The sequence below is a fragment of the Kribbella sp. C-35 genome, assembly GCF_046549195.1.
In the GTDB taxonomy this organism is placed as follows: Bacteria; Actinomycetota; Actinomycetes; order Propionibacteriales; family Kribbellaceae; genus Kribbella.
In genome coordinates this window covers 1,402,670-1,426,319 of record NZ_JAJPWG010000002.1, presented here as the reverse complement: position 1 = coordinate 1,426,319, position 23,650 = coordinate 1,402,670, and the positions used below count along the sequence as shown (strand labels likewise).

The 23,650-nt window shown below is 68.4% G+C and carries 28 protein-coding genes; 20 read left to right on the top strand and 8 right to left on the bottom strand.

Going from position 1 to position 23,650, the window contains the following annotated elements; all coding sequences use genetic code 11:
- Window positions 1-18: 18 nt before the first annotated feature.
- The 3 genes from ACLJOO_RS19350 to ACLJOO_RS19340 all read left to right on the top strand — a co-directional run bounded on the left by ACLJOO_RS19350 (window position 19) and on the right by ACLJOO_RS19340 (window position 3,222).
- Window positions 19-1,239: an acetyl-CoA C-acetyltransferase gene (locus ACLJOO_RS19350; RefSeq protein ID WP_410788562.1), complete on the top strand. Its 1,221-nt coding sequence runs from the start codon at window positions 19-21 to the stop codon at window positions 1,237-1,239.
- A complete protein-coding gene (locus ACLJOO_RS19345; protein ID WP_410788561.1) occupies window positions 1,239-1,991 on the top strand; it encodes an SDR family oxidoreductase in 753 nt (250 codons plus the stop codon). The genes ACLJOO_RS19350 and ACLJOO_RS19345 overlap by 1 nt, the downstream gene beginning before the upstream one ends.
- Before the next feature lie 259 nt (window positions 1,992-2,250).
- Window positions 2,251-3,222: a helix-turn-helix transcriptional regulator gene (locus ACLJOO_RS19340; protein WP_410788560.1), complete on the top strand. Its 972-nt coding sequence runs from the start codon at window positions 2,251-2,253 to the stop codon at window positions 3,220-3,222.
- On the opposite strand, the gene ACLJOO_RS19335 is transcribed toward ACLJOO_RS19340, so the two are convergent.
- Entirely contained in the window at window positions 3,213-3,743 is a 531-nt protein-coding gene (locus ACLJOO_RS19335) for a hypothetical protein (RefSeq protein ID WP_410788559.1), read from the bottom strand. The genes ACLJOO_RS19340 and ACLJOO_RS19335 overlap by 10 nt on opposite strands.
- A 247-nt stretch (window positions 3,744-3,990) precedes the next feature.
- On the opposite strand from ACLJOO_RS19335, the gene ACLJOO_RS19330 reads away from it, so the two are divergent.
- Together ACLJOO_RS19330 and ACLJOO_RS19325 are read left to right on the top strand one after the other, a co-directional pair.
- Window positions 3,991-4,893 carry a GNAT family N-acetyltransferase gene (locus ACLJOO_RS19330; RefSeq protein ID WP_410788558.1) on the top strand — a complete coding sequence of 301 codons (903 nt, stop codon included), beginning with the start codon at window positions 3,991-3,993 and terminating at the stop codon, window positions 4,891-4,893.
- A gap of 91 nt (window positions 4,894-4,984) precedes the next feature.
- Complete coding sequence (locus ACLJOO_RS19325; RefSeq protein ID WP_410788557.1) at window positions 4,985-5,869, top strand: GNAT family N-acetyltransferase; 885 nt, start codon at window positions 4,985-4,987, stop codon at window positions 5,867-5,869.
- Between the two features lie 8 nt (window positions 5,870-5,877).
- Here the strand turns inward: ACLJOO_RS19325 and ACLJOO_RS19320 are convergent, their stop codons facing one another.
- Together ACLJOO_RS19320 and ACLJOO_RS19315 are read right to left on the bottom strand one after the other, a co-directional pair.
- Window positions 5,878-6,333 carry a MaoC family dehydratase gene (locus tag ACLJOO_RS19320; RefSeq protein WP_410788556.1) on the bottom strand — a complete coding sequence of 152 codons (456 nt, stop codon included), beginning with the start codon at window positions 6,331-6,333 and terminating at the stop codon, window positions 5,878-5,880.
- A 12-nt stretch (window positions 6,334-6,345) separates the two neighbouring features.
- A complete protein-coding gene (locus tag ACLJOO_RS19315) occupies window positions 6,346-7,101 on the bottom strand; it encodes an SDR family oxidoreductase (protein WP_410788555.1) in 756 nt (251 codons plus the stop codon).
- 91 nt (window positions 7,102-7,192) lie between these two features.
- Here ACLJOO_RS19315 and ACLJOO_RS19310 point away from each other — a divergent pair, with 91 nt between their 5' ends.
- From ACLJOO_RS19310 to ACLJOO_RS19295, 4 genes are read left to right on the top strand one after another with little or no spacing between them, the layout of a single operon-like run.
- Window positions 7,193-7,618, top strand: a complete 426-nt coding sequence (locus ACLJOO_RS19310) for an acyl-CoA thioesterase (protein WP_410788554.1) — start codon at window positions 7,193-7,195, stop codon at window positions 7,616-7,618.
- Window positions 7,618-8,034, top strand: coding sequence for an acyl-CoA thioesterase (locus ACLJOO_RS19305; RefSeq protein ID WP_410788553.1), 417 nt, complete (start codon window positions 7,618-7,620; stop codon window positions 8,032-8,034). The genes ACLJOO_RS19310 and ACLJOO_RS19305 overlap by 1 nt, the downstream gene beginning before the upstream one ends.
- Window positions 8,035-8,049: 15 nt before the next feature.
- Complete coding sequence (locus tag ACLJOO_RS19300) at window positions 8,050-8,469, top strand: globin (protein ID WP_410788552.1); 420 nt, start codon at window positions 8,050-8,052, stop codon at window positions 8,467-8,469.
- Between the two features lie 23 nt (window positions 8,470-8,492).
- A complete protein-coding gene (locus tag ACLJOO_RS19295; RefSeq protein ID WP_130381255.1) occupies window positions 8,493-8,924 on the top strand; it encodes an OsmC family peroxiredoxin in 432 nt (143 codons plus the stop codon).
- 60 nt (window positions 8,925-8,984) lie between these two features.
- On the opposite strand, the gene ACLJOO_RS19290 is transcribed toward ACLJOO_RS19295, so the two are convergent.
- Window positions 8,985-9,968, bottom strand: a complete 984-nt coding sequence (locus ACLJOO_RS19290) for a chitinase (RefSeq protein ID WP_410788551.1) — start codon at window positions 9,966-9,968, stop codon at window positions 8,985-8,987.
- A 153-nt stretch (window positions 9,969-10,121) separates the two neighbouring features.
- Here ACLJOO_RS19290 and ACLJOO_RS19285 point away from each other — a divergent pair, with 153 nt between their 5' ends.
- Window positions 10,122-10,817: a GNAT family N-acetyltransferase gene (locus ACLJOO_RS19285; RefSeq protein WP_410788550.1), complete on the top strand. Its 696-nt coding sequence runs from the start codon at window positions 10,122-10,124 to the stop codon at window positions 10,815-10,817.
- Between the two features lie 3 nt (window positions 10,818-10,820).
- Here ACLJOO_RS19285 and ACLJOO_RS19280 read toward each other — a convergent pair whose 3' ends face one another.
- Window positions 10,821-11,522: a mechanosensitive ion channel family protein gene (locus ACLJOO_RS19280; protein WP_410788549.1), complete on the bottom strand. Its 702-nt coding sequence runs from the start codon at window positions 11,520-11,522 to the stop codon at window positions 10,821-10,823.
- A 100-nt stretch (window positions 11,523-11,622) separates the two neighbouring features.
- Here ACLJOO_RS19280 and ACLJOO_RS19275 point away from each other — a divergent pair, with 100 nt between their 5' ends.
- From ACLJOO_RS19275 to ACLJOO_RS19245, 7 genes are all read left to right on the top strand, one after another.
- Window positions 11,623-12,627: a hypothetical protein gene (locus tag ACLJOO_RS19275; protein ID WP_410788548.1), complete on the top strand. Its 1,005-nt coding sequence runs from the start codon at window positions 11,623-11,625 to the stop codon at window positions 12,625-12,627.
- A gap of 53 nt (window positions 12,628-12,680) precedes the next feature.
- Window positions 12,681-14,798: a 4-alpha-glucanotransferase gene (malQ, locus tag ACLJOO_RS19270; RefSeq protein WP_410788547.1), complete on the top strand. Its 2,118-nt coding sequence runs from the start codon at window positions 12,681-12,683 to the stop codon at window positions 14,796-14,798.
- A gap of 117 nt (window positions 14,799-14,915) precedes the next feature.
- A complete protein-coding gene (locus tag ACLJOO_RS19265; protein ID WP_410788546.1) occupies window positions 14,916-15,515 on the top strand; it encodes a lytic polysaccharide monooxygenase in 600 nt (199 codons plus the stop codon).
- Window positions 15,516-15,596: 81 nt separating this feature from the next.
- Complete coding sequence (locus ACLJOO_RS19260) at window positions 15,597-16,100, top strand: hypothetical protein (RefSeq protein ID WP_131343388.1); 504 nt, start codon at window positions 15,597-15,599, stop codon at window positions 16,098-16,100.
- A gap of 66 nt (window positions 16,101-16,166) precedes the next feature.
- Window positions 16,167-16,457, top strand: a complete 291-nt coding sequence (locus ACLJOO_RS19255) for a hypothetical protein (protein ID WP_410788545.1) — start codon at window positions 16,167-16,169, stop codon at window positions 16,455-16,457.
- Window positions 16,444-16,845 (top strand): DUF5130 family protein, encoded by a 402-nt coding sequence (locus tag ACLJOO_RS19250; RefSeq protein WP_410788544.1) that lies wholly within the window; start codon window positions 16,444-16,446, stop codon window positions 16,843-16,845. Before ACLJOO_RS19255 ends, ACLJOO_RS19250 begins: the two co-directional genes overlap by 14 nt.
- A gap of 1 nt (window position 16,846) precedes the next feature.
- Window positions 16,847-17,428 carry a GNAT family N-acetyltransferase gene (locus ACLJOO_RS19245; protein WP_410788543.1) on the top strand — a complete coding sequence of 194 codons (582 nt, stop codon included), beginning with the start codon at window positions 16,847-16,849 and terminating at the stop codon, window positions 17,426-17,428.
- Here the strand turns inward: ACLJOO_RS19245 and ACLJOO_RS19240 are convergent.
- The 3 genes from ACLJOO_RS19240 to pepN all read right to left on the bottom strand — a co-directional run bounded on the left by ACLJOO_RS19240 (window position 17,410) and on the right by pepN (window position 21,499).
- Entirely contained in the window at window positions 17,410-17,961 is a 552-nt protein-coding gene (locus ACLJOO_RS19240) for a hypothetical protein (protein WP_410788542.1), read from the bottom strand. The genes ACLJOO_RS19245 and ACLJOO_RS19240 overlap by 19 nt on opposite strands.
- A gap of 342 nt (window positions 17,962-18,303) precedes the next feature.
- Complete coding sequence (locus ACLJOO_RS19235) at window positions 18,304-18,834, bottom strand: hypothetical protein (protein WP_410788541.1); 531 nt, start codon at window positions 18,832-18,834, stop codon at window positions 18,304-18,306.
- A gap of 91 nt (window positions 18,835-18,925) precedes the next feature.
- Entirely contained in the window at window positions 18,926-21,499 is a 2,574-nt protein-coding gene (pepN, locus tag ACLJOO_RS19230; protein ID WP_410788540.1) for an aminopeptidase N, read from the bottom strand.
- A 110-nt stretch (window positions 21,500-21,609) separates the two neighbouring features.
- Between pepN and ACLJOO_RS19225 the strand changes: the two genes are divergently transcribed.
- The 3 genes from ACLJOO_RS19225 (at window position 21,610) to ACLJOO_RS19215 (ending at window position 23,534) form a co-directional block, all read left to right on the top strand.
- Entirely contained in the window at window positions 21,610-22,206 is a 597-nt protein-coding gene (locus ACLJOO_RS19225) for a DsbA family protein (RefSeq protein WP_410788539.1), read from the top strand.
- Window positions 22,207-22,288: 82 nt separating this feature from the next.
- Window positions 22,289-23,056, top strand: coding sequence for a hypothetical protein (locus ACLJOO_RS19220; protein WP_410788538.1), 768 nt, complete (start codon window positions 22,289-22,291; stop codon window positions 23,054-23,056).
- 10 nt (window positions 23,057-23,066) lie between these two features.
- Window positions 23,067-23,534: a ribose-5-phosphate isomerase gene (locus ACLJOO_RS19215; protein WP_410788537.1), complete on the top strand. Its 468-nt coding sequence runs from the start codon at window positions 23,067-23,069 to the stop codon at window positions 23,532-23,534.
- Window positions 23,535-23,650: the final 116 nt, after the last annotated feature.

Sequence of the window (23,650 nt, the reverse complement as noted above, 5' to 3'; positions counted from 1 at the left end):
TCTGAAAGGGATAGAGAGATGCCTGAAGCAGTCATCGTGTCCACGGCCCGCTCGCCGATCGGCCGTGCGTACAAGGGGTCGCTGACGACGATCCGGCCGGACGACCTCGCCGTACAGATGATCAAGGCGGCGGTCGACAAGGTCGGGCTGACCGGGGACCAGATCGAGGATCTCGCGCTCGGCTGCGCGGAGCCGCACGACGAGCACGGCGGCAACATGGCCCGCCGGGTCGCGGTCCAGCTGGGCTGGGACAACACGCCGGCGACCACGGTCAACCGGTTCTGCGCGTCGTCGACGCAGACCGCGCGGATGGCGTACCACGCGATCAAGTCCGGTGAGGGCGACATCTTCGTCAGCGCCGGCGTCGAGTGCGTCTCGCGGTACAAGAACTTCGGCTCGGCCGGCGTCGGCGACCCGAGTTCGTTCAACGAGGTCTTCACCGACGCGGTTGCGCGGACCGAGAAGTACGCCGAGACCAACGACACCTGGCACGACCCGCGCGCGGACGGGCAGATCCCGGACATCTACATCTCGATGGGGCAGACCGCCGAGAACGTGGCGACGCTGCGGGGTATCAGCCGCGCGGACCAGGACGTGTTCGGCGTCCGCTCGCAGAACCTGGCCGAGAAGGCGATCAACAACGGGTTCTTCGAGCGCGAGATCACGCCGGTGACGCTGCCGGACGGGACCGTGGTGAGCAAGGACGACGGGCCGCGGGCCGGTACGACGCTGGAGAAGGTCAGCCAGCTGCAGCCGGTGTTCCGCCCCGACGGCACCGTGACGGCCGGCAACTGCTGCCCGCTGAACGACGGCGCCGCGGCGGTCGTGATCATGAGCGACACCAAGGCCCGTGAGCTCGGCCTGACTCCGCTCGCGCGCATCGTGTCGACCGGTGTCAGCGGGCTGTCGCCGGAGATCATGGGCCTCGGTCCGGTCGAGGCGTCGAAGCAGGCGCTGGCGCGGGCCGGGATGAGCATCGACGACATCGACCTGGTCGAGATCAACGAGGCGTTCGCGGTGCAGGTGATCGGGTCGGCGCGTGAGCTCGGCATCGACGAGGACAAGCTGAACGTGCACGGCGGGGCGATCGCGCTCGGCCATCCGTTCGGCTCGACCGGTGCGCGGATCATGACCACGCTGGTGAACGGCCTGCAGTTCGAGGACAAGCAGTTCGGTCTCGAGACGATGTGCGTCGGCGGCGGTCAAGGGATGGCGATCGTGCTCGAGCGCCTGAGCTGATGGGACTGGACGGCCGTACGGCGATCGTCACCGGAGCCTCCCGCGGTATCGGGCTGGCGATCGCGCAGCGTCTCGTGGCCGATGGCGCTCGCGTCGTCATCACCGGCCGGACCCAGGAGACCCTCGACGAGGCGGTCAAGACCTTGGGCGGCCGGAAGCACGCGTTGGCCGTGGCCGGCAAGGCGGCCGACCCGACGCACCGAGGCACGGTCGTGGCCGCGGCGGTGGCGACGTACGGATCGGTGGACCTGCTGGTGAACAACGCCGGCATCAACCCGATCTACGGGAAGCTGCTGGACGTCGACCAGACGGTCGCGGCCAAGATGGTGGACACCAACGTGCTGGCCACGATCGCCTGGGTGAAGGCCTGCCGGGACGCGTGGATGCGCGCCCATGGCGGGGCCGTGGTCAACCTGTCCTCGGTGGCCGGTCTGGGGCCGTCGCCGGGTATCGGGTGGTACGGCGCGACCAAGGCGATGCTCTCCCGGGTCACCCAGGAGCTGGCCGTCGAGCTGGCTCCGGAGATCCGGGTGAACGCCGTGGCTCCGGCGGTGGTCAAGACCAAGTTCGCCGGAGCCCTCTACGAAGGGCGCGAGGACAAGGTGGCGTCGACGTACCCGCTGCGTCGGCTGGGCCGGCCGGAGGACGTCGCCTCGCTGGTGTGGTTCCTGCTGTCCGACGAGGCGTCGTGGATCACCGGCCAGACCATCACCATCGACGGCGGCCTGATGCTGAACGGCGGGATCGCCTAGGGCTGGCGACCCTGCCAACCGGCCAGCTGGTCGTACGGCGACGCGTCGGCGGGCACCTGTAGGTCAGTAGATGTCCCAGCAGCGTGCGGACGTCGTACTCGTCGCACGGGGTCGGTAGGTCGAGGCTGTCAGGTCCGGTGGTGTTGAGGAGCTGCTGGGTCTGGTCGAGGGCGCGGACGAACAGTGCGCGTGGGTCGTTGGTCATGGAGACAGCTTCGGGGGCTATATACGACATCTTCTGTCCCATATTGTTGGCGGTATGCGAGCGGACCGGTTGTTGCAGATCATCCTGTTGCTGCAGCGGCATGAGCGGTTGAGCGCGCGGGATCTGGCTGAGCGGCTGGAGGTGTCGACGCGGACGGTCATGCGCGACATGGAGGCGTTGTCCGCGGCCGGCGTACCGGTGTACTCCGAGCGGGGACGTAACGGGGGCTGTGTGTTGCTGCCCGGGTATCGCGCCGATGTGAGTGAGCTGACGCCGCGGGAGGCGCAGGCGTTGTTCGCGTGGTCTGGGCGGGCCGCATTGTCGGAGGAGCTCGGGCTGCAGGATGCGCTGCACTCGGCGATGGGGAAGCTGTCCGCGACGTTGCCGGTGGAACTGCAGGGGGATGCGGACGCGTTGTCCGGTGCGATCGTGGTGGACCGGCGGCGGTGGTTCGCGGAGGCGGAGGACACCGGTGCCTTGCCTGTACTGCGGCAGGCCGTCGTCAAGCGGCGACGGGTGCGACTGCGGTACGCGTCGGCGAGTGAGGGCGTTCAGCAACGAACCGTCGACCCGTGGGGGCTCGTCGAGCAAGCGGGGCGGTGGTACCTGGTGGCGGCGCATCGCGGGGCGGCGCGCATGTACCGGGTGTCTCGGGTCGAGCAGGCCGACGTACTCGAAGAGGCAGCGGAACGGCCCGACGGTTTGGACGTGCGTGCCGAGTGGGAGCGGCTGCGGTCCGGACTCGAGCAACAGATGCCGGTGGGAGTAGACGTGCTGGTCCGGGTACGGCCGGAGCGGGTCGAGATGGTACGGCGGATCGCCACGCCGATGCTGGCCAAAGGCGAGGTCGCGCGGGACGTGCCGACCGACGACGAGTGGCCGCATCTGCGGATGCACTTCCGGGTGCGCGAGGCGGCGTGCGGGGTGCTTCTGGGGTTCGCCGGTGACGTCGAGGTGCTGGAGCCGGCTGCCGTCAGGGCAAGGATGCTGGAGCTGGCCGAGGCAGCGGTGGCGACCTACGGCTGACGGGTCGCGACGAACGTCTGCCGCAAGATGGCGTTGCCGTCGGCATCGATGTCCTCGTTGCGCCAGTGGAAGCCGGTGTCGGTGATGCCGGTGAATTCCCAGCGGGTGTTGGCGATCTGTGACTCGAGCGTGATGGTGTCCGCGGTCGCGTGCGCGATGAACGGCATCACGAACGCCGCCTTCGGACCCATCCAGGTCGAGCGGAAGGCCTGCAGCTCCGGATCGTAGATGCGGATCGACAGGCCCCACTCTCCGTCGCCGTCAGTCGCTCGCGCCGCCCGGCTCGGGGTGATCCAGATGTCCGCGACCGCGCGGCCGTCGAGCGCCCAGGCGAAGTGCCACTCACCCTTCGTCTGCCGGGTGATCGCGCCGCTGTCGTCGTACCAGGCGACGTCCAGGTCCCAGCTGCCGATCAGCGGTGCGAACGGGCGGAAGGCGTCGGCGTACTCCGGGCGCGGGTTGTCGGCAACCATCAGGCCGGCGAGGGTCCGGGCGGCTGCCGCTCCATCGGTCATCTGCATGATCGCTGTTTACTCCTGACGCCTGCGGGAGGTCAAGGGTAAATGTGGACGCCCCGCCGCCGGTGACCCCGTCGCGTGGAACCACGATGGCACTTCCGGCGGTCGGGGCGATCAGTCCGACAGCACCGCGCCACTTTAGTACGAGTCCGCTACACAGCCGAATCACGAGACGCTCGCTGCTGTTGCGATCGCGTTGCTGGTTGTTAATGCGTGGCGTGGGTACGGCGTGCTGGCTAAGGTCCGGGGCATGACGACTCGGGCGGTGGTACGGCAGGCCGTGGCAGACGACGCCGAGGCGGTCGCAGCGGTACGACAGGTGGTGGCGCCGTACAAGGTGATGTCGCCAGCGGCGACGCGGCACATGATCACTGTGCAGTCGCCGGGGGAGCGCTTCCTGCCTCTGGTGGCCGAGAGCAACGGCGAGGTCGTGGGCTGGGCGTCGGCCGGCCTGAACGTCTGGACGAGCGAGCCGGGCCAGGCCCACCTGAGCATCTACGTGCATCCGGACTACCGCAAGCAAGGCATCGGTAGCGAACTCGCCGAGCGACTGCACCAGCACCTCACCGAGGTCGGCGCGATCCGGGTGCGGACGTTCGTCCACCCCGACGGTCTCGAGTTCGCCCGCAACCTCGGGTACGACGGGACGCGGCAGATGCACTTCTCCGGCGTCGAGTTGTCGTCGTTGCCCGAGCAACCGGAGACGCCCGAGGGGATCGAACTCGTCGCCTTCGACGCCGTGGACCCGCACGCCGCGTACACCGCCGACGCGATCGCCTCGCTCGACGAGCCGAGTGACTCGCCGCTGGACTCGGTCGACTACGGCCGGTGGCTGGAAGAGATCTGGAACGGCCCGGCGCTGGACAAGTCGCTCAGTGTCGCGGCGATGGCCGGCGACGAGATGGCGGCGTTCACCGCTGTCGAGACGCACGGTGACCGGATGTGGTCGGGCATGACCGGCACGATTCCCGGGTACCGCGGGAGAGGGCTGGCGAAGCTGGTGAAGTCGGTCGCTCTCCGGCGTGCGGCGGCCGCCGGGATCACTTCGGCGTACACGTCCAACGACGACGAGAACGGCCCGATGCTTGCCATCAACAACTGGCTCGGGTATCGGCGGGTGCAGACCGAGATGGGCCTGCTCAGAACCCTCTGAAACAGAGCTGTGATCAGTTTCCTTCCGGTATGCACCTGAAAAAACGTTACCTTCCGGGGGACTTCGTCGTTGGAGTTCCCAAGGAGTTCGGATGGAGATCAGGGCAGCGGGTCCGGGGGATGTCGACGCAGCGGTGGCGATGCATGATGCACTCGTCCCGTATCTGGTGATCACGCGCAGTGCGTTGACCCGTCGGCTGGCGACGCCGGCCGGTGCCGGGCGGGGATCGTTCGTGGCCGTGGACGACGGCGGCCTGGTGGGCTGGGCGTCGAGCGGACTGATCGGCGGATCGGACCCGCTGGACGGCGAGCTGCGGTTGATGGTCCGGCCGGAGTACCGCGGCCAGGGGATCGGCGCGCGGCTGCTCGAGGAGATTCACGCCGGCCTGCGGGCGGCGGGAGCCAGGTCGGCGCGGGTGTTCGCCGACCCGGGCACGGTGGAATGGGCGGCGCGGTTCGGTTACCGGCAGACCCGGCAGGTGCACTACGCGGGCATCGACCCGCGCAAGGCGCCGGACCTTCCAGAGGTCCCGAGCGAGGTGGAGTTGATCCCGTTCACCGAGGTCGATCCGCGGTTGCTGCACACCGCCGACGAGGTTGCCCAGCGCACCAAGCCGGGCGACGCGAAGATCTCCTCCCAGCCGTACGACGGATGGCTCGCCGACATCTGGAACTCACCGGACCTGATGCGCGCGGTGAGCGTGGCCGCCACGCACCAAGGCCAGGTCATCGCGTTCACCCGTAACCACGGTGACGACGCCAAGATCTGGTCGAGGATGACGTCCACGCTGCCGGAGTACCGCGGTCGCGGCCTCGCCAAGCTGGTGAAGGCCGCCGCGCTGCATCGCGCCGCCGAGGCCGGCGTACAGGCCGCCTACACCGCCAACTACGACGGCAACGCGCCGATGCTCGCCGTCAACGATTGGCTCGGCTACCACCGCATCGCCACCCACGCGGTGCTGATCTGCCCGCTCTGAGAAGCGAACTAAGGCACCAGCAGGACGACGGTTTCCGCGACGCAGGCCGGCTTGGTGGAGTTCTCCAGTTCGATCACCCAGTTGAGCGAGACCTGGATACCGGCCGGGGTCTGCACCGCGTTCGCGATCGAGGCGCCGGCGCGGACCCGGCTGCCGACCGGGACCGGGGCGGGGAAGCGGACCTTGTTGACGCCGTAGTTGAGCTTCGCGGTCACGCCCTCGATCTTGAACAGCTCCTCGCCGAACCGGGCGATCAGGCTCAGTGTCAGGTAGCCGTGCGCGATCGTTCCGCCGTACGGACCCTTGGCGGCCCGCTCGACGTCGACATGGATCCACTGGTGGTCACCGGTCGCCTCGGCGAACTGGTTCACCTGCTCCTGGGTGATCTCCAGCCACGCGGTCTCGCCGAGCGGCGTGCCGACCGCGTGCACCACCTCGTCGACGCCGTCGAACGTCTGCGGCATAGCGGCTTCCCCTCAGTTCCGTGGTCCGCCGGCGACGTACAGGACCTGGCCGGACACGAAGCCGGCCTCCTCGCTGCAGAAGAACGATGCCGCGGCGGCGATGTCCTCCGGCGTGCCGGTCCGGTTCACCGGGATGGTGGCGGCGGTGGCCTTCTTGAACTCCTCGAAGTCGACGCCGACCCGGGCCGCCGTGGCCGCGGTCATGTCGGTCTCGATGAAGCCCGGCGCGATCGCGTTCGCGGTGACGCCGAACTTGCCCAGCTCGATCGCGAGCGTCTTCGCCAGACCCTGCAGACCGGCCTTCGCGGAGGCGTAGTTCGCCTGGCCGCGGTTGCCGAGCGCCGAGGTCGACGAGAGGAACACGAGACGTCCGTACTTGGCCTCGACCATGTGTGCCTGGCAGGCCTTCGACATCAGGAAGCTGCCCTTGAGGTGCACCGACATGACCGTGTCCCAGTCGTCCTCGGACATCTTGAACAGCAGGTTGTCCCGCAGTACGCCGGCGTTGTTGACCAGGATCGTCGGCGCGCCCAGCTCCGCGACGACCCGCCCGACCGCGGCGGTGACCTGGTCGGACTTGCTGACGTCGGCGCCGACGCCGATCGCCTTGCCGCCGGCCTCGGTGATCGCCTTCACGGTCGCGTCGCAGGCGCTCTCGTCGAGGTCGATGACCGCGACGGCGTTACCGTCCGCCGCGAGCCGCTGCGCGACGGCCGCGCCGATTCCCCGGGCCGCCCCGGTCACGATCGCCACCCGCTGCTCGCTCACGCCACCACTCCATTCGATGCACTGGTCTGCCGGGGATGACATTACCCACGGTCAGTCACCGGGGTAGTGCCCCGGATGACATGATCGTCGTGTGGATCATCACAACCGCCACGTCTACCACTGCCCGTTGCGCTGGGGTGACATGGACGCGCTCGGACACGTGAACAACGGCCGGTACGTCGACTATCTCCAGGACGCCCGCGTCGATTTCCTGTTCCGGACCGCGAAGGAGCTGGGCGCCGACGCCCTCGAGACCGGTCTGCTGGTGGCCCGGCACGAGGTGCAGTACCGCGCGCCGCTGCACTTCCGGCCCGAACCGGTGCGGATCGAGCTCTGGATCAGCGAGATCCGGGCCGCGTCGTTCATGGTCGACTACGAGATCCTCGACGCCGAGCCGGAACGCCGTACCTATGTCGAGGCTCGCACGCGACTCGTCCCGTTCGACTTCAACGCCAACCGGTTGCGCCGGATCACCCCGGTCGAACGCACGGCCCTCGAGAAGTTGGTGGGCGCCTGATGTACACCCACCCGGTGCTGGTCCGGTGGTCGGACATCGACTCGTACGACCACGTGAACAACGTGCGGTACTTCGACTACCTGCAGGAGGCCCGGATCGCGTTCCTCGGGCAGGTCATGGAGACCACAGGCGACTTCTTCGCGCAGTACCCGTGCGTGCTGGTCAGCCAGACCGTGGACTACCTGCGGCCGATCCTGCTGCGGCACCCGCCGTACGACGTGGACGTGTGGATCGCATCCGTCGGTACGTCGTCGTACACGCTCGGCTCGCGCATCGTCGACCGCAGTGGTGAGTCGGAGGACGTGTACGCCAAGGCGGAGTCGGTGATCGTCACAGTGGACGGTACGACCCACGCGAAACGAGCCCTCGGCGACACCGAACGGGCAGCCCTGCTCAAGCATGTTGTGACGCCTTGAGAGACTAGGGCTGAGATGACTGAGCAGCAGAGCTTCTACGACGCCGTCGGTGGGGCGGACACCTTCCATCGATTGGTGGCAGCGTTCTACCGCGGTGTTGCCGCCGACCCGGAGCTGCGGGCGATGTACCCGGAGGAAGACCTCGGTCCGGCCGAGGTGCGTTTCCGGATGTTCCTCGAGCAGTACTGGGGCGGCCCCAAGACCTACTCCGAACAGCGCGGGCACCCCCGGCTGCGGATGCGGCACGCCCCGTTCGCCGTCACCCCGAGCGCACGGGACCGGTGGCTCGGCCACATGCGCGCCGCGCTCGACGAGATCGCCCTCACCCCGGAGCGGGATGAGGAGATCTGGCGCTACATGGTGATGGCCGCGCACAGCATGGTGAACACCGACGAACCGCAGTACCCGGGCGCGATCGACGTGTCCGGCCGCTGAACCTTCTAAGGAGAAACACGAGCATGGCTGCTACCCGTACCGCCAAGGCCCACTGGGAAGGCTCGCTGCTGGAGGGCGGCGGTCAGGTCAACCTGGAGTCGTCCGGTCTGGGCTCCTTCGACGTGACCTGGGCCGCGCGTACCGAGCCGGAGGCCAGCGGCCGGACCAGCCCCGAGGAGCTGCTCGGCGCCGCGCACTCGGCGTGCTTCTCGATGGCGCTGTCGCACGCGCTCGCGCAGGCGGGCAACCCGCCGGCGTCGCTGGACACCCAGGCCGACGTGACCTTCCAGCCCGGTGAGGGCATCACCGGCATCAAGCTGTCCGTGAACGGCAACGTCCCCGGCCTGACCGCCGACGAGTTCGCCGAGTTCGCCGAGGGCGCGAAGAAGAACTGCCCGGTCTCGCAGGCGCTGACCGGGACGACCATCACGCTGGACGTCACCTTCACCGCCTGACAGCACCTCAGTGCCCCGGTGAGCCTGGCTCGCCGGGGCACTGGTCGTTTCAGAGGTGGTTCAGAGGTGATATTGGGCGATCACCTTCGTGAAGTCGTACGCCTTCTGGGAGATCCCGCTGCACGAGTCGCCGTCGCCGCCGCCCGAGCACGGCCGGTCGCGGTTGATCGACCAGAACGTGAACCGGGCCAGGTGGTGCTGCTGCGCGTACGACAGCAGCGTCTTGAAGTCCTGCAGCCGGACCGTCTCGCCGGCGACATCGGTCTTGCCGTTCATCGACGAGATCCCCATCCGCCGGTACGCCGCGTCGTCGGAGTACCCGTACGCGCTCTTGAGCTTCTTCTTCAGCCCTTCGGACGCCTTGATCGACAACGTCGCCATGTTCGTCGACCCGCCGCCGAAGTCGAACGGCATCAGCACCCAGCCGTCGTTCGCGAGCCCGGCGGCGGCCGCCTTGTTGATCAGGCCGGTGCCCCACGAGTCCGGGCCGCTCTGGTCGGTGCCCATCGTGATGTAGGTCTTCAGGCCGGCGTTCTTGGACTTGACGATCTTCAGCGCGTCGACGACCCGCTGCTGCACGGTGTTGTTGTGGAACTCGGTGTCCTCGATGTCGATGTCGATCGCCTTCAGCTTGTAGGCGTCGATCACCTTCTGGTACGCGCCGGCCAGCGCCGAGGCCGAGCTGCACTTCTCGCCGAGCTTGTTGCCGGACCAGCCGCCGAACGACGGGATCACGTCGCCGCCGGCCGCGCGGATGCTGTTGATCGCCGACTGGTCGGACCCGCCGGTCAGCGCCCGGTCGCCGTCCCACTTCGGGTTGCAGCCGCCGTCGGACAGCACGAACGCGAGCGTGAACCACTTGTTTCCGGCGGCCTTCATCACGTCGGTCGGCTTCTGCGGGTTGCCCCAGCCGAGATAGAGGTACGGCGCCGCCGGCATCGCGGCGGGGTCGGCGGCCTGCACTTGCTGCGTGCTCGCCTGCGCGACGGCGGCGAAACCGGTCGCCAGGCACGCGGCGGTCAGCGCGCTCACGAGGATCTTCATGACTCTCCTTGGATCGGGGGGCGGTCAGAGTCTTCGAATCAATAGGAAGGTTTCCTAATGATCTCGCTCGATCATGATCCCCCGGCCGCAACGCGTCAACCGCCGATTTCTGTCGGTGCCGTTTCTGTCGGTGCGGCGCAGCAGACTGCTCGCATGCTTGCTGACCTCCTGGACAACCACCTCGCTTTCCTCGCCGCCCACCGAGGCTCGGTACGACGGTCCGCCGACGCGATCGAGGTGGTGGGGGAGTCGGAGGAGTTCTCCGCGTGGATACCGCTCACACCGGACGCTTCGTTGCCGCCCGGTGTGTCGACCGTTCGGTTGGTGCCATGGAGCGGTGCCGGGTGGGAGGAGCGGTTGGCTGCGGCGGGGTTCAAGGCGGCCGAGGTGCTGGTGCACATGGAGGCGCCGGCCGGGTCAGCGCCAGGAGAACCCGTGGGAGCGATCGACTCGGATGCGGATGCCGTGGGGTTCGCGGAGGTGCAGAGTGCGGCGTTTCTCGAGGTGGGGGAGCCGGACTACGACTGGTGGCAGCAGATGTTCGTCGAGCGGGCCCTGCAGAACTACGGGCAGCCCGACCAGTCGCTCTACCTGCTCCGCGTGGACGGCGACCCGGCGTCGATCACGTTGGTACTGCGGACCGGGCCAGTCGCCGGCGTCTACGCGGTCGCTACCAAACCGCAGTACCGCGGCCGTGGTCTGGCGACACGGCTGCTCGCGCAGGCGCGCCGGGACGCGGCCGGTAGACGGCTCACCTTGCAGGTGGTCGAGGGTTCGGACGCCGAGCGCCTGTACCTCAGCCTCGGCTTTCGTCCTGCGTACCGCTCGCCACACTTTCGTCGGTTGTAGTGGCTACGTCCCATCCGAGCCACTGACTTCCTCTTCCTTCTCGGTGCCGGAGCCGACGCCGGAGGAGGCGGTGCTGTGTGGGTCGCGGGTGGTCAGGTTGCCGACCCGGAGCACCTCGCCGTTGCGGACGTACCAGGTGGTGCCGTCCTCGCCGCGCAGGGTGGTGATTCGCAGGCCGACCGCGATGACGACGCCGGTCGCCTTCTCCATGTCGATCAGGTCGCCGACGCCGTACTGGTCCTCGAAGATCATGAACACGCCGGCCAGGAAGTCCTTCACCAGCGTCTGGGCGCCGAATCCCAGCGCCACGCCGATGATGCTCGCGGACGCGATCACCGGCAGGATGTTGAAGCCGAGTTCGGCGAGCACCATCACCACCAGGACCGCGGTGAGCACAATCGTCACGATGCTGCTGAGCAGCGAGCCGATCGTCTGGGCGCGCTGGGCGCGGCGCTCACTCGCGAGTGTGTTCTCGACGAAGTCCTGACCGATCTTGGACTTCGACAGCACCCCGGCGACAGCGCCGTTCCCGGTCCGGCGGGCGAGCTTCCGGATCACCTTGTGCAGCACCCAGCGGAGGACGAAGAAACCGATGATCAGGCCGGCGATCCGGGCAGGCACGACCACGACCTGGTCGGTCACCTCCAGCTTGCCGTCGTTGCCGGTCCGGAAGAACGTCGGGAAGGCGTCCGGCAGGCTCAGCAACGGCGAAAACTGGGGGTGACTGACTAAGGACACAAGGTAGCTGGTCAGAATAGGCATCTCGCCGCCTGATGTTAGTAGGGCTGACAAGGAGACGCATCGCATGTCGAGCCGGCTGGACGACGAGCTTTCCAGGCTCGTGAGCGCTGGTGTGCTGCGCCAGTACCAGGCCGACTCGATCCGGGACGCCGCCGACGCGGAGATCGGCGCGGCGCTCGCCGACCCGGGCCGGCCGCGCCCGCAGCAGGAGCCGGAAGGGTCGGAGTCGGCCAAGGAGAAGGAACCGCCCGCCCCGGCCCACACCAGCGCGCTGGTCGAGGTGCTCGGCTACATCGGCGGCGCGTTGCTGCTCGGTGCGGTCGCGCTCCTGACCTTGGCGAACTGGGGTGAAATGGGCCGTGCCGCGCGGATCACCACCGGTACGGCCGCCGCGGTCGTCTTGCTCGGTTCGGCCGTGGTGCTGGCGCTGCTGCGGCGCCGGGAGCAGTTGAGTTCGGCGCTCGCGGCCCTGGGGTGTTGTGTGGCCGGGTTCGCGACGTTCGTGGCGGTCGAAGGGGAGGCCGGACGGGTCGTCGGGGTGGTGGTCGCGCTGGCGCTGGCCGCCGGCGGGTTGTGGTGGCTCAAGGAGCCTTCGTTGCTCGTGGCAACGTTCGGGATCCTGGCCGTGGGTGTGTTGGTGATCACGGCAGATGTCCTCACTCCGGACACCGGGCCGGCCGCCAACAGCGCCGGGATCGCCGGCACCGGTTTCATCCTGGTGGCGTTCGTGTTCGCGATGCTCGGCCTGGTCCGCGATCAGGTGACGTCGTGGTCACTGGCCGGAGCCGCGATGTTCAGCTCCTCGATCTGCTGGCTGGTGCAGGAACGCGGCGAGATCATGGCGCTGGCAGTCGGTACGGCGGGACCTGCGGCGTTGCTGGTCGCGTACGGGCGGACACGGCGTTCGGCGTACGCCGTGGTGGGCTGCGCGATCCTCCTGGTCATCTGGCCGACCGCCCTGTACCAGCTGACCGACAACCTGGCCGGCGTAGCCATCGGACTCGTTGTAGCCAGTGCAGTCCTCCTGCTCGCGGTGCTGATGCTCAGCCGCCGCCGCTCGAACGAGTAACGCAACGCGCGCCGTTTGGCCGTTGATGCGGTTGATACGGCAGACTCGCTGGGGTGACAGCTCCTACTCCGGCCCTTGTCGAGCTAGCGGTGGCCCATGGCGTGGCGACGGAGTACTGGAACTGGCAGGGCGAGCATGTGATCGTCTCCAGTGAGGTCGTGGCCGACGTACTCGCGGCACTCGGTGTGGACGCGTCGACGCCGGAGAAGGCGGACCTGGCGCTGGCCGAGCACCAGCAGGCGCGCTGGCGTCGTACGCTGCCCGCCACCGTGGTGATGCGGGAGGGCTGGACCCCCTGGTTCGCCGTACACCTGCCGCACGGGTCGTCGGCGGAGGTGTGGGTCGACCTCGAGGACGGCGGTCAGCGGCGCGACATCCCGCAGCAGGACCACCTGGTCGAGCCGGAGTGGATCGACGGGGTACAGGTCGGTGAGGCGACGTTCCAGCTGCCGGGGGACCTGCCGCTCGGGTACCACCGGCTGTGCGCGCGGATCGGTACCAACCCGGAGATCTCGGTCAGCACGCTGATCGTGACGCCGCGCAAGCTGGAGCCGGAGAACCTGCACCGGACCTGGGGTTGGGTGCTGCAGCTGTACTCCGTTCGCTCCCGGCGCTCCTGGGGGATCGGTGACCTGCATGATCTGGGTGACCTGGCCGCGTGGTCGGCGCATGACCTGGGCGCCGGCTTCGTACTGGTGAACCCGCTGCACGCTGCGGAGCTGGCGGGCCGCATGGAGCCCTCGCCGTACCTGCCGGCGTCGCGGCGGTTCGCGAACCCGATCTACCTGCGGATCGAGGACATCGAAGAGTACGGCGATCTGGCCCCGGCGGAACGCGACCGGGTCCGGACGCTGGCGCTGCAGGCGCGGGCGCTCAGCGAGGACTCGACAGCGCTCGACCGGGACACGGTGTGGGCGGCGAAGCGTGAGGCACTGCAGGTGTTGTTCCGGGTGCAGCCGTCGGTGGGGCGGATCGCGGAGTACGGCGCGTACTGCGACCGGGAGAGCCAGGGGCTGATCGACTTCGCCACCTGGGCCGCGATCGCCGACGTGCACGGGCCGGAGTGGAGCAAGTGGCCCGAGGAGCTGCAGGAGCCGACGGCACCGGAGGTTGTTGCCTTCCGCAACGAGAACCCGGATGCAGTGGAGTTCCACTGCTGGCTCCAGTGGCAGCTCGACGAGCAGCTGGGGCGGACCCAGGCCCGCGCGAAGGCGGCCGGCATGTCGCTGGGCGTCATACACGACCTGGCCGTCGGTGTGCATCCGGACGGTGCGGACGCGTGGGCGCTGCAGAACGTGCTGGCGCAGAACATCCACGTGGGTGCTCCGCCGGACGCGTTCAACCAGCAGGGGCAGGACTGGTCGCAGCCGCCGTGGCGGCCCAACGCGCTGGCTGAGACCGGGTACGCCGCTTGGCGGGACCTGGTGCGTGCGGTGATGCGGCACGGAGGCGGGCTGCGGATCGACCACATCCTCGGGATGTTCCGGCTGTGGTGGGTGACATCATCGGAGCGGCCTACCGAGGGCACCTACGTGCGCTACGACCATGAGGCTCTGGTGGGCATCCTGGTGCTGGAGGCGCAGCGTTCCGGGGTGACGGTGATCGGCGAGGACCTGGGGACCGTAGAGCCCTGGGTGCGCGACTACCTGACAGAACGCGGCATTCTCGGTACGTCGGTGCTGTGGTTCGAGCGGGATGCCGACGGGAAGCCGCTGGCACCGGAGCGGTGGCGGGAGCTGTGCCTGGCCACTGTCACCACCCACGACCTGCCGCCGACGGCCGGGTACCTCGCCGGCGACCACGTGGAGCTGCGCAACCGCCTTGGGCTGTTGACTCGCCCAGTCGACGAGGAGCTCGCTGTCGACGAGGCGGACCGTGACGCCTGGCTCAACGCGCTGCGCGAGCGCCATCTGCTCAGCAACACGGACGGCGAGGTAGCGCGGATCGTCGAAGCCATGCATCGGTACGTCGCGCACACGCCGGCCAAGCTCGTCGGTGTCGCGCTGACGGATGCCGTCGGGGAACGCCGTACGCAGAACCAGCCCGGCACCACGGACGAGTACCCGAACTGGCGGGTGCCGCTCGGCGGGCCGGAAGGCGAGCCCGTGCTGGTCGAGGACCTGCCGAACAACCAGCGTCTCCGCCGCTTGATCGGCTCGCTGAATATCTAGCTTTCTGTATTCACCTGCTCACGAACCGTTGACAATAGATTTGAACGGTTGTTTTCTATTGAGCAGGAGAGGCGCCCTTCCTTCACTGTCCACCGCCCCAACAGTGCAGGAGTTCGCATGCTGCGACAACGGAAACTCAGCATGGCCGGAATTGCCGTCGGAGCATTCGCTTTGACGGTGTGTACATCGGTTCCGCTCGCCTATGGCCACGGGTACACCACCGGGCCGGTCAGCCGGGCCAAGAACTGTCAGAACGGGGTCGTCACGAACTGCGGGCAGATCCAGTGGGAGCCGCAGAGCGTCGAAGGCCCCAAGGGCTTCCCGCAGAGCGGTCCCGCGGACGGGAAACTCTGCTCGGCAGGGCTCGGTCAGTTCGCCGAGCTCGACGACCAGCGCGGCGGGACCTGGCCGGCCACCCAGCTCCAGGGCGGCCAGGGGTTCACGTTCTCGTGGCACCTGACCGCGGCGCACTCGACCACCGACTTCAAGTACTACATGACCAAGCAGGGCTGGGATCCGACGCAGCCGCTGACCCGGTCCGCACTCGACCTGAATCCGTTCCTCACCGTCGCGATGAACGGCGCCCGGCCGCCGAGCGACGTGTCGCATCCCGGCACGATCCCGACCGGCCGGTCCGGGCGGCACATGATCCTCGCGGTCTGGACGATCGCCGACACCGCGAACGCCTTCTACCAGTGTTCGGATGTTAATTTCTGATTCAACCTGAGGTTTCGCCAATAACTTTCTTGGGCAGTGCACTCCTTGAAATAACCGCCCCATATTTCAAGGAGTGTCCCCATGAAGTCATTGCTCCGTCGTGTCGTCGTTCCCCTCGTCGCCGTGGTCGTCGGCCTGCTGCCCGGTGTGGTGGCGGTCGAGCAGGCGTCCGCGCTGACCAAGCTGACGCATTCGCAGGCGACCGCGATCTTCAGCGCCGCCGGCATCACCTGGTCGTCCAGCGGCAACTGCTCCGACTGGAACAACTCGACCTGTACGTCGTTCACCAACATCAACGACTCGACCGTGTACGGCGTACGCACGCTGAAGCAGGCGAGTGGGTGTGCGGTGAACATCACCGGTGGCACCGAGGTCGGTCATGCCAGCGGCACGTACAGCCACCGGAACGGGTACAAGGTCGACATCTCGAAGTACACGTGTGTCGGCAACTACATCCACAACACGTTCACCCGGATCGCCGACCGCGGCGACGGCGCCGCCCAGTGGCGCTCCGGCGCCGGCAACATCTACGCCGACGAGGGCAACCACTGGGACATCACGTACTACAACTGCGGCGGTTGCTAGCCGCTCAGGAACCTGTACGGGAGGGGCGTACGCCTCTCCCGTACAGGAGGTACTAGGCTTCAGGCCGTGATTGTCGAATTGTCCGGGCACTCGTTGCTGGTGTTCGTCGGGATTCCTGTGCTGGTCATCGCCGTGCTGGCGCTGCTGGTGTTCGCGTCGTCGATCGCGAACGGGCCGCGGTACCGCCCGGGCCTGTCCTGGTGGGCCCCGCCGGTCTGGATCAACGGACCGACGGCGACCAAGCCGGACCCGGCCAACCTGCCCGAGCTGCCTGAGCTCAACAGCGCGCCGGGTGCCACCGCGACTGCCGCCACCGGCGTCGCCCGCACGCTCGGAGGCGCAAGTGCCAGCTGGTGACGCATTCACCCCGGACCAGCTCTACGACATCGAGAAGGCCGTCCGGTACGCCGAGGAGACCTCCGGCCTGCACTTCTCGGTGTACGTCGGCGGCGCGGACTCGGAGACCCGTCCGTTCGCCATCGAGCTGCTGAACGAGCTGGACGACCCGGACCGTACGGTCCTGGTGTACGTCGACCCGGCCGGCCGGCGTCTCGAGATCGTCACCGGTGAGCAGGCCAAGCGGCAGTTGTCGGACTCGTCCGCCGGGCTGGCCGCGCTGACGATGCAGACGTCGTTCGCCACCGGCGACCTGACCGGTGGCCTGGTCACCGGCGTACAGCAGCTGGGTACGCACGCGCACCAGCCGCCGATGCTGCACGCCAACGACGAGGCGCACAAGCTCTGACGTGGCCGCACTGCAGCCACAGCGCATCGACCTGGGCGACGTAGTACTCCGCCCGTTCGTCGCGTCCGACGAGCCCGCGGTGGCGCTGGCCCTGCAGGACCCCGGGATCCTGCGCTGGACCGCGGGTACGGCGGTGATCAGCTCACCCGCCGACAAGCGGGCCCGCCGCTGGCTGGAGCCGCGCATCGACGGCTGGGCGCGCGGTAACGCCGTCTTCGCGGTCGCGGAGAGCGAGACCGACCAGGTGATCGGCAGCGTCACGCTCCGGGACGTCCACCGAGTGCCCGACCAGGCCGTCGCGGCGTACTGGGTCAGCCCACTGGCTCGCGGCCGACGGCTCGGCGCTCGCGCACTTGATGCGGCCGCGCGGTGGGGCTTCACGACCGACGGCCTGCGGCTGCACCGCATCTCGCTCGACCACTCACTGGTCAACGAGGGGTCATGTCACGTCGCGCTGCGCGCCGGGTTCCACCTGGAAGGCGTGATGCGTGACTACTACGTCGAGCCGACGGGGCAGCGGCATGACTCGCACCTGCACGCCCGGCTCGCGACTGACGCCGTACCTCAGCCCGCTGGTTCGTAGGTCGCGCAAGCGCTCTGGTACGCCGCCTGCGTGCGCGGGTCCAGGCACAGGTTGAGGATCTGCTCCGAGGACGTGCCCGGGCCGAGGTACACCACCCAGGTGCCGGTGACCGGTGCCAGCGAACTGTTGGTGATGCCCGGGTACTGGCCGTTGACCAGCATGGCCTTCGCTGGGATACCGGCCCGAGTGATCTTGGTTGCGGTGTCCTTCGCCATCTGACCCGCGTCGGCAGGGTACTTGTCCATCATCGCGATCCACTGGCCTTGCTTGAACTTCGGTGAGGTCGGACCGGTGTTCACGGCCGGCGGTGTGGTCGTCTGAGCCTTCGCCGAGGCGTTAGGCGCGGCAGCAGACACCGGCGGCTTCCGGTCCGCCTTCGTGGCGCTCCCGGTGGCGCTGGCAGTCGGCTCGGCCGGTGCGGCGGCGCCGTTGTCGGTGCCCGAACCCATCCGGAGCCCGTCGGCCGGCGAGTCCGACGCCGTACCCCGGGTGAGGATGAACGCGAACACCGCGACCATCGCCAGGCTGGCCACGATCGCCGCTCCGATGGCACTGTGCGAACGCTGTGCCTTCCGCGGGCGCGCGCTGGGCGCACTCTGCCTGTCCGCGGACCTGTGTTGTCTCCGGGCAGCCCGCGCGGGCGGCTTCCGGTGGTCGACGCGTGTCACGGCTCGGGCCCCTCCCCAGACAACCCCTAGATGGGTATCCGGTGCAGCTTAAACCGAACCACTGAGTAAGTGAGCGTCTCTCACGTGGCGAGAATCTCTTTCTCCACAAGGGGATCGCGCACCGCGCATGCCCCCTCACGATCCGCCGACGAGCAATCGTTTGACCCTCACCGAACGCAGTCGGGCGGGTACGAAATCGCGATGTTCCTAGGTGCCGGAGGGAATGCCGTTCGGGTGCGGCTTCGGGCGGGTGTCCAGGGCGTCGTCGAGCCAGGAATCGACGTCGACATCGGCGGAGAGGATGTGGTTCACGTATGCCGTACGTTCGTGGCTGAGGACCTCCAGCTCCCACACGCACGGAGCGGCGCCGATCGGCGCCGGCCGGAGGTCGTCGACGTCCATGCCGCTGAAGATGCTGAGGCGGGACTGGAAGTCCTTCGCCCAGCTCTGCACCACCAGGTAGATGCCGTCGTCGCCGAGGTGCAGTACGACGACGCCGAGTCCGACGGACCCCATCGCGTCGTCGAACTCGAGCTGCCGCGTTGCGGTACTGCGGGCGATGTCGACCATCTGGTCGTCCCACTGCCGTCCGCGCGCTGTGACGACGTACGGCTTCACGAGGCGGTTGGCGTAGCGCCAAGGCATCAGTGGGGTGATGGGGCGGGGTCGGTACGCGTCTGCGAGTCCGGTCAGCGCAACAGCTGCCGCACCGGCCAGGGCGGGGTCAGAGGCGGGCACCGGTCCAGTCTTACCGCACTGCGAGGTTCAACGCGACAGGGCCGGTCTCGCGTGAGACCGGCCCATGAAACCAACTCTGTCAGAACGTCGATCAGGCGACGTCGTCCTGCGCCTGCGCGGCGATCGCGCGGGTCAGGTCCGCCTGGGCCTCGGTGACGTACCGGAGCGTCGGAGCGTCCACGGACGACGACTCCACGGCCAGCCAGCCGGTCAGCGCGTCCAGCGCCGACTGGTCGGCCAGGTGCCGCGGCGACAGGTACACCAGCACGTTCTCGCCCATCGACGAGCCCAGTCGGGTGTACACGTCCTTGGCCGCGTTCAGGTACTTGTCGACGTACGGCCGCAGCAGGTCCTCCTGGCCCGGCTGCTGGAAGCCGAGGATGGTCCGGAACTGGGTCTCGTTCGGAGTGTCCTCGGACTCGACCGCGATCCGCCAGGCCTCTTCCTTCGCCTCCACGGTCGGCCGGGCGGCACGGGCCTGCGCCGCCCGCTCCTGACCGGTGATCGTGGTGTCGCGGGTGAGCTCGTCGTCGATCTCGTCCGCATCGATGCGGCCGAGCCGGGACAGCGCCACGATCAGCGTCCAGCGCAGGTCGGTGTCGACGACGAGGCCCTCCGGCAGATCGCGACCCTCCAGCCACCCGGCGAGCCGGTCGGCGCCGGCGTCCGAGAACACCGCCGAGCTGTAGGCCCGGACGAACGCGAGCTGGTGGTCGCTGCCCGGCTCGGAGCCGGCCACCAGACCGGCCAGCTCCGCCTCGAACTGCGCGCGCAGGGCGGGCCGGTTCTGCGGGGCGGCGTACTGGTTGATGGCGCTGCTCGCCTGGTTGAGCAGCGAGCGGACGCCGGTCAGGTCGGTCTCGGCCCGGATGCCGCGCAGCACGATGCCGACGTACTGGCTGGCCGGCATCTCCGCGTCGCGGGTCATGTCCCACGTCGAGCCCCAGGCGAGCGCCCGCGGCAACGACTCGGTGAGCTGATCGATCGACTCCACCAGCGTGGCCCGCGACCGCTCGTCCAGCCGGATCTTGGCGTAGGTGAGGTCGTCGTCGTTCAGCAGCACCAGGTCCGGCTGGGTCGCGCCGGTGAGCTCGGTGAGCTCGGTCCGCGGCCCGTCGATGTCCACCTCGAACCGCTCGGTCCGGACCAGGCCCTCGTCGGTACGCCGGTACAGGCCGACCGCGAGCCGGTGCGGCCGCAGGACCGGGAACTTCTCGGTCGCGGTCTGCTCGATCGCGAACGACGTGAAGGCACCGGCGTCGTCGACGGCGAAGTCGGCGCGCAGCGTGTTCACGCCGGCGGTCCGCAGCCACCGCTCGGTCCAGTCGTCCAGGTCGCGGCCGGACGCCTTCTCCAGCGGCTTCAGCAGGTCGGTCAGCTCGGTGTTGCCGAACGCATGGTCGTGGAAGTACTCCTTCAGCGCGGTGACGAAGGTGTCCTCACCGACGAACGCGACCAGCTGCCGCAGCGTCGACGCGCCCTTGGCGTAGGTGATGCCGTCGAAGTTCACCTCGACCGCGTGGAAGTCGATCATGTCGGCCGCGATCGGGTGCGTCGACGGCAGTTGGTCCTGCCGGTACGCCCAGTTCTTGCGGGCGTTGCAGAACGTCGTCCAGGCGTCGGAGTACTTCGTCGTCGCGACCACCTGCGCCCAGTGGCTGGCCCACTCGGCGAACGACTCGTTCAGCCACAGGTCGTCCCACCAGGTCATCGTCACCAGGTCGCCGAACCACATGTGCGCCAGCTCGTGCAGCACGGTGTTGGCGCGGGCCTCCAGCTCCGCGTGCGTCGTACGGCTGCGGAACAGGTACTCGTCCCGCAGCGTCACGCAGCCCGCGTTCTCCATCGCGCCCATGTTGTACTCCGGCACGAAGGCCTGGTCGTACTTGTGGAACGGGTACGGCGTACCGAACGCCTCCTCGAACAGCGCGAAGCCCTGCTTGGTGACCTCGAACAGGTCCTCGACGTCCAGCGCCTCCTTGAGCGACGGACGGCACAGCAGCGACAACGGGTACGTCCCGTGCGGACCCTCATAGACGTCCGTCACCACGTGGTACGGACCGGCGACGACCGCGGTGATGTACGTCGAGATCCGCTCGGTCGGCGGGAACTCCCAGCGAGCCAGCTCCTCGCCGTTCTCGCCCTGGTACGGCGTGGGCTCGGGCGTCGGGGCGTTCGATATGACGACCCAGCGGGCTGGTGCGGAAACGGTGAAGGTGAACGGGGCCTTGAGGTCGGGCTGCTCGAAGGTGGCGAACACCCGGCGGGCGTCCGGCACCTCGAACTGGGTGTAGAGGTAGGTCTCCTTGTCGGCCGGGTCGACCGAGCGGTGCAGCCCTTCACCGGTCCGCGAGTACAGGCAGTCCGCCGACACGGTGAGCTCGTTGCGCTCGGCCAGCCCGTCGAGCTGGATGCGGGCGCCGTCGTACACCACGTCCGGGTCGAGGGTGACGCCGTTCAGCGTCACCTCGCGGACCGTGTCCGCGATCAGGTCGGCGAACGTGCTCGCGCCGGCGGTGGCCGCGAACGTGATGGTGGTCACCGACGGGTACGTCGGGGCGCCACTCGGGGCGTTGGCCAGATCGAGCTCGATGGCGTAGCTCACGTCACTGACCACGCCCGCACGGGAACGCGCCTCGTCGCGCGTCAGGTTGGTTCCAGGCATGTCGGCATCCTATGCACCTGGCTGACGGCTTGGATGCGGGTTTCCCCCGACATTGGGTATTGGATACCGAGTCGGTATAACCGTTCCTTCAACTTTGTATGATGGTGAATATGACTGCCTCTGCAGATTTCTGGTTCGACCCGGCCTGCCCCTGGGCCTGGATGACGTCCCGCTGGATGCTCGAGGTCGAGCAGGTCCGGGATGTGAAGACGACCTGGCACGTGATGAGCCTCGCTGTCCTGAACGAAGAGCGGATGGAGCACGACGAGAACTGGCTGCGCCTGATCGGCCGGGTCCGGGTGCTGATCGCCGCCGAGCAGGCGCACGGCAACGAGGTCCTGCTGCCGCTGTACACCGCCCTGGGCCGCCGGATCCATAACGAAGGCCGCGGCGGCAAGGACGACGCCGTACTGGCCGAGGCGCTCGGAGAGGTCGGTCTGCCGGCCTCGCTGATCGAGGCCGCGGACACCGACCGGTACGACGACGCGCTGCGGAAGTCGCACCACGCCGGCATGGACCAGGTCGGCATGGAGGTCGGTACGCCGGTGATCTCGGTGGAAGGCACCGCGTTCTTCGGCCCGGTGGTGACGCCCGCGCCCAAGGGCGAGGCGGCCGGCAAGCTCTGGGACGGCGTCCGCCTGGTGGCCGGCACCGAGGGCTTCTTCGAGATCAAGCGCACCCGGGACCGCGGCCCGATCTTCGACTGACGGTTCAGGGGTTGAACTGGAGCCGCCCGGACGGTGAAAGTTACTCACTCAGGAATCCGTCCAGTTTGTGAGTAGGTTTTGCATGACCTTGCCCTTGACCCTGACCGCCGGCATCGCCGTGTTCGACCGCGAGGCAGGGCAGTTCGTCCACCAGCAGGACGCCGACCAGCAGTTCCGGTCGGCGTCCGTGGTGAAGCTGCTGATCGCGCTGGACTTCTTCTGGGACCGCGGTCCGGAGTACGACGTACCGCCTGCCGACCGGGAGCGGCTCGACGTGATGCTGCGGAGCAGTGACGACGACGCGGCGAGCTACTACTGGGAGCAGCTCGGCGGGGCGGTCATTGTCGACCGCATGGTCGAGCGGCTCGGTCTGACGCACACAGCCGGGCCGCCGGCCAGCCACCCGGGTTTCTGGGGGTACGTCGCGATCACTGCCGCCGACACCGTGCGGATCTACCGCTACTTGCTGGAGGACGCTCCGCTGCCCGTGCGCGAGTACGTGATGGGACAGCTGCACCAAGCGACGCGCCACGGCACTGACGGCTTCGACCAGTACTTCGGGATCGCATCGGTCTTCGAGACGGGCTACAGCATCAAACAGGGCTGGTCCGGGTTCCACGGGTCCAGCGGGTACCGGTCCGACAAGGCCAAGCCGCAGTCCGTGGTGGACCTGGTCAACGACGCGCTGCACACGACGGGCACCGTCGGGGCGGACGATCGGAGCATAGTGGCGGTGTTCACGCTGCACCCGAGCGGTACGCCGTACGAGCAGGCCTATGCCGCTGTGACGCAGCTGACTGCGGCCCTGACTGTGCCGGGCGGCGTACGCGTTCAGACGGCTGGCCAGTAGATTGCGGGCCATGCGAGTGCACATCGGCTCCGACCATGCCGGCTTCGAACTGAAGAACCACCTGGTGCAGCACCTGACCGCTGCCGGGCACGACGTCGTGGACCACGGTCCTGCGGTGTACGACGCCGTCGACGACTACCCGCCGTACTGCCTGCGCACCGGACAGGCGGTGGTCGAGGAGCCGGGCAGTCTGGGCATCGTGATCGGCGGCTCGGGCAACGGCGAGCAGATCGCCGCGAACAAGGTGAAGGGCGTCCGGGCGGTGCTGGCCTGGAGCACCGACACCGCACGTCTCGGCCGCGAGCACAACAACGCCAACGTGATCAGCGTCGGCGCCCGGATGCACTCCGAGGAGGAGGCCACCGGGTTCGTCGAGACGTTCCTGGCGACCGACTACTCCGGCGAGGAGCGCCACACCCGCCGGATCGAGATGCTGTCCGGCTACGAGTCGACCGGCGAGCTCCCGCCGCTGCCCTGATCGTCCTGCTCGTCAGCGTCGGTCTTGGGTAGCACTGGCCGCCGTACGACGGGCTGACGGGGGCGGGACACGTCACGGGCCCGCATACTCCGGCCAGTGCCGACAACGGCCGGAGT

What these genes read in the sequence shown, in the direction of transcription:
- ACLJOO_RS19350 (WP_410788562.1), top strand. Translation starts at nt 19, where the DNA reads ATGCCTGAAGCAGTCATCGTGTCCACGGCCCGCTCGCCGATCGGCCGT.
- ACLJOO_RS19345 (WP_410788561.1), top strand. Translation starts at nt 1,239, where the DNA reads ATGGGACTGGACGGCCGTACGGCGATCGTCACCGGAGCCTCCCGCGGT.
- ACLJOO_RS19340 (WP_410788560.1), top strand. Translation starts at nt 2,251, where the DNA reads ATGCGAGCGGACCGGTTGTTGCAGATCATCCTGTTGCTGCAGCGGCAT.
- ACLJOO_RS19335 (WP_410788559.1), bottom strand. Translation starts at nt 3,743, where the DNA reads ATGCAGATGACCGATGGAGCGGCAGCCGCCCGGACCCTCGCCGGCCTG.
- ACLJOO_RS19330 (WP_410788558.1), top strand. Translation starts at nt 3,991, where the DNA reads ATGACGACTCGGGCGGTGGTACGGCAGGCCGTGGCAGACGACGCCGAG.
- ACLJOO_RS19325 (WP_410788557.1), top strand. Translation starts at nt 4,985, where the DNA reads ATGGAGATCAGGGCAGCGGGTCCGGGGGATGTCGACGCAGCGGTGGCG.
- ACLJOO_RS19320 (WP_410788556.1), bottom strand. Translation starts at nt 6,333, where the DNA reads ATGCCGCAGACGTTCGACGGCGTCGACGAGGTGGTGCACGCGGTCGGC.
- ACLJOO_RS19305 (WP_410788553.1), top strand. Translation starts at nt 7,618, where the DNA reads ATGTACACCCACCCGGTGCTGGTCCGGTGGTCGGACATCGACTCGTAC.
- ACLJOO_RS19300 (WP_410788552.1), top strand. Translation starts at nt 8,050, where the DNA reads ATGACTGAGCAGCAGAGCTTCTACGACGCCGTCGGTGGGGCGGACACC.
- ACLJOO_RS19295 (WP_130381255.1), top strand. Translation starts at nt 8,493, where the DNA reads ATGGCTGCTACCCGTACCGCCAAGGCCCACTGGGAAGGCTCGCTGCTG.
- ACLJOO_RS19290 (WP_410788551.1), bottom strand. Translation starts at nt 9,968, where the DNA reads ATGAAGATCCTCGTGAGCGCGCTGACCGCCGCGTGCCTGGCGACCGGT.
- ACLJOO_RS19285 (WP_410788550.1), top strand. Translation starts at nt 10,122, where the DNA reads ATGCTTGCTGACCTCCTGGACAACCACCTCGCTTTCCTCGCCGCCCAC.
- ACLJOO_RS19275 (WP_410788548.1), top strand. Translation starts at nt 11,623, where the DNA reads ATGTCGAGCCGGCTGGACGACGAGCTTTCCAGGCTCGTGAGCGCTGGT.
- ACLJOO_RS19265 (WP_410788546.1), top strand. Translation starts at nt 14,916, where the DNA reads ATGCTGCGACAACGGAAACTCAGCATGGCCGGAATTGCCGTCGGAGCA.
- ACLJOO_RS19260 (WP_131343388.1), top strand. Translation starts at nt 15,597, where the DNA reads ATGAAGTCATTGCTCCGTCGTGTCGTCGTTCCCCTCGTCGCCGTGGTC.
- pepN (WP_410788540.1), bottom strand. Translation starts at nt 21,499, where the DNA reads ATGCCTGGAACCAACCTGACGCGCGACGAGGCGCGTTCCCGTGCGGGC.
- ACLJOO_RS19225 (WP_410788539.1), top strand. Translation starts at nt 21,610, where the DNA reads ATGACTGCCTCTGCAGATTTCTGGTTCGACCCGGCCTGCCCCTGGGCC.
- ACLJOO_RS19220 (WP_410788538.1), top strand. Translation starts at nt 22,289, where the DNA reads ATGACCTTGCCCTTGACCCTGACCGCCGGCATCGCCGTGTTCGACCGC.
- ACLJOO_RS19215 (WP_410788537.1), top strand. Translation starts at nt 23,067, where the DNA reads ATGCGAGTGCACATCGGCTCCGACCATGCCGGCTTCGAACTGAAGAAC.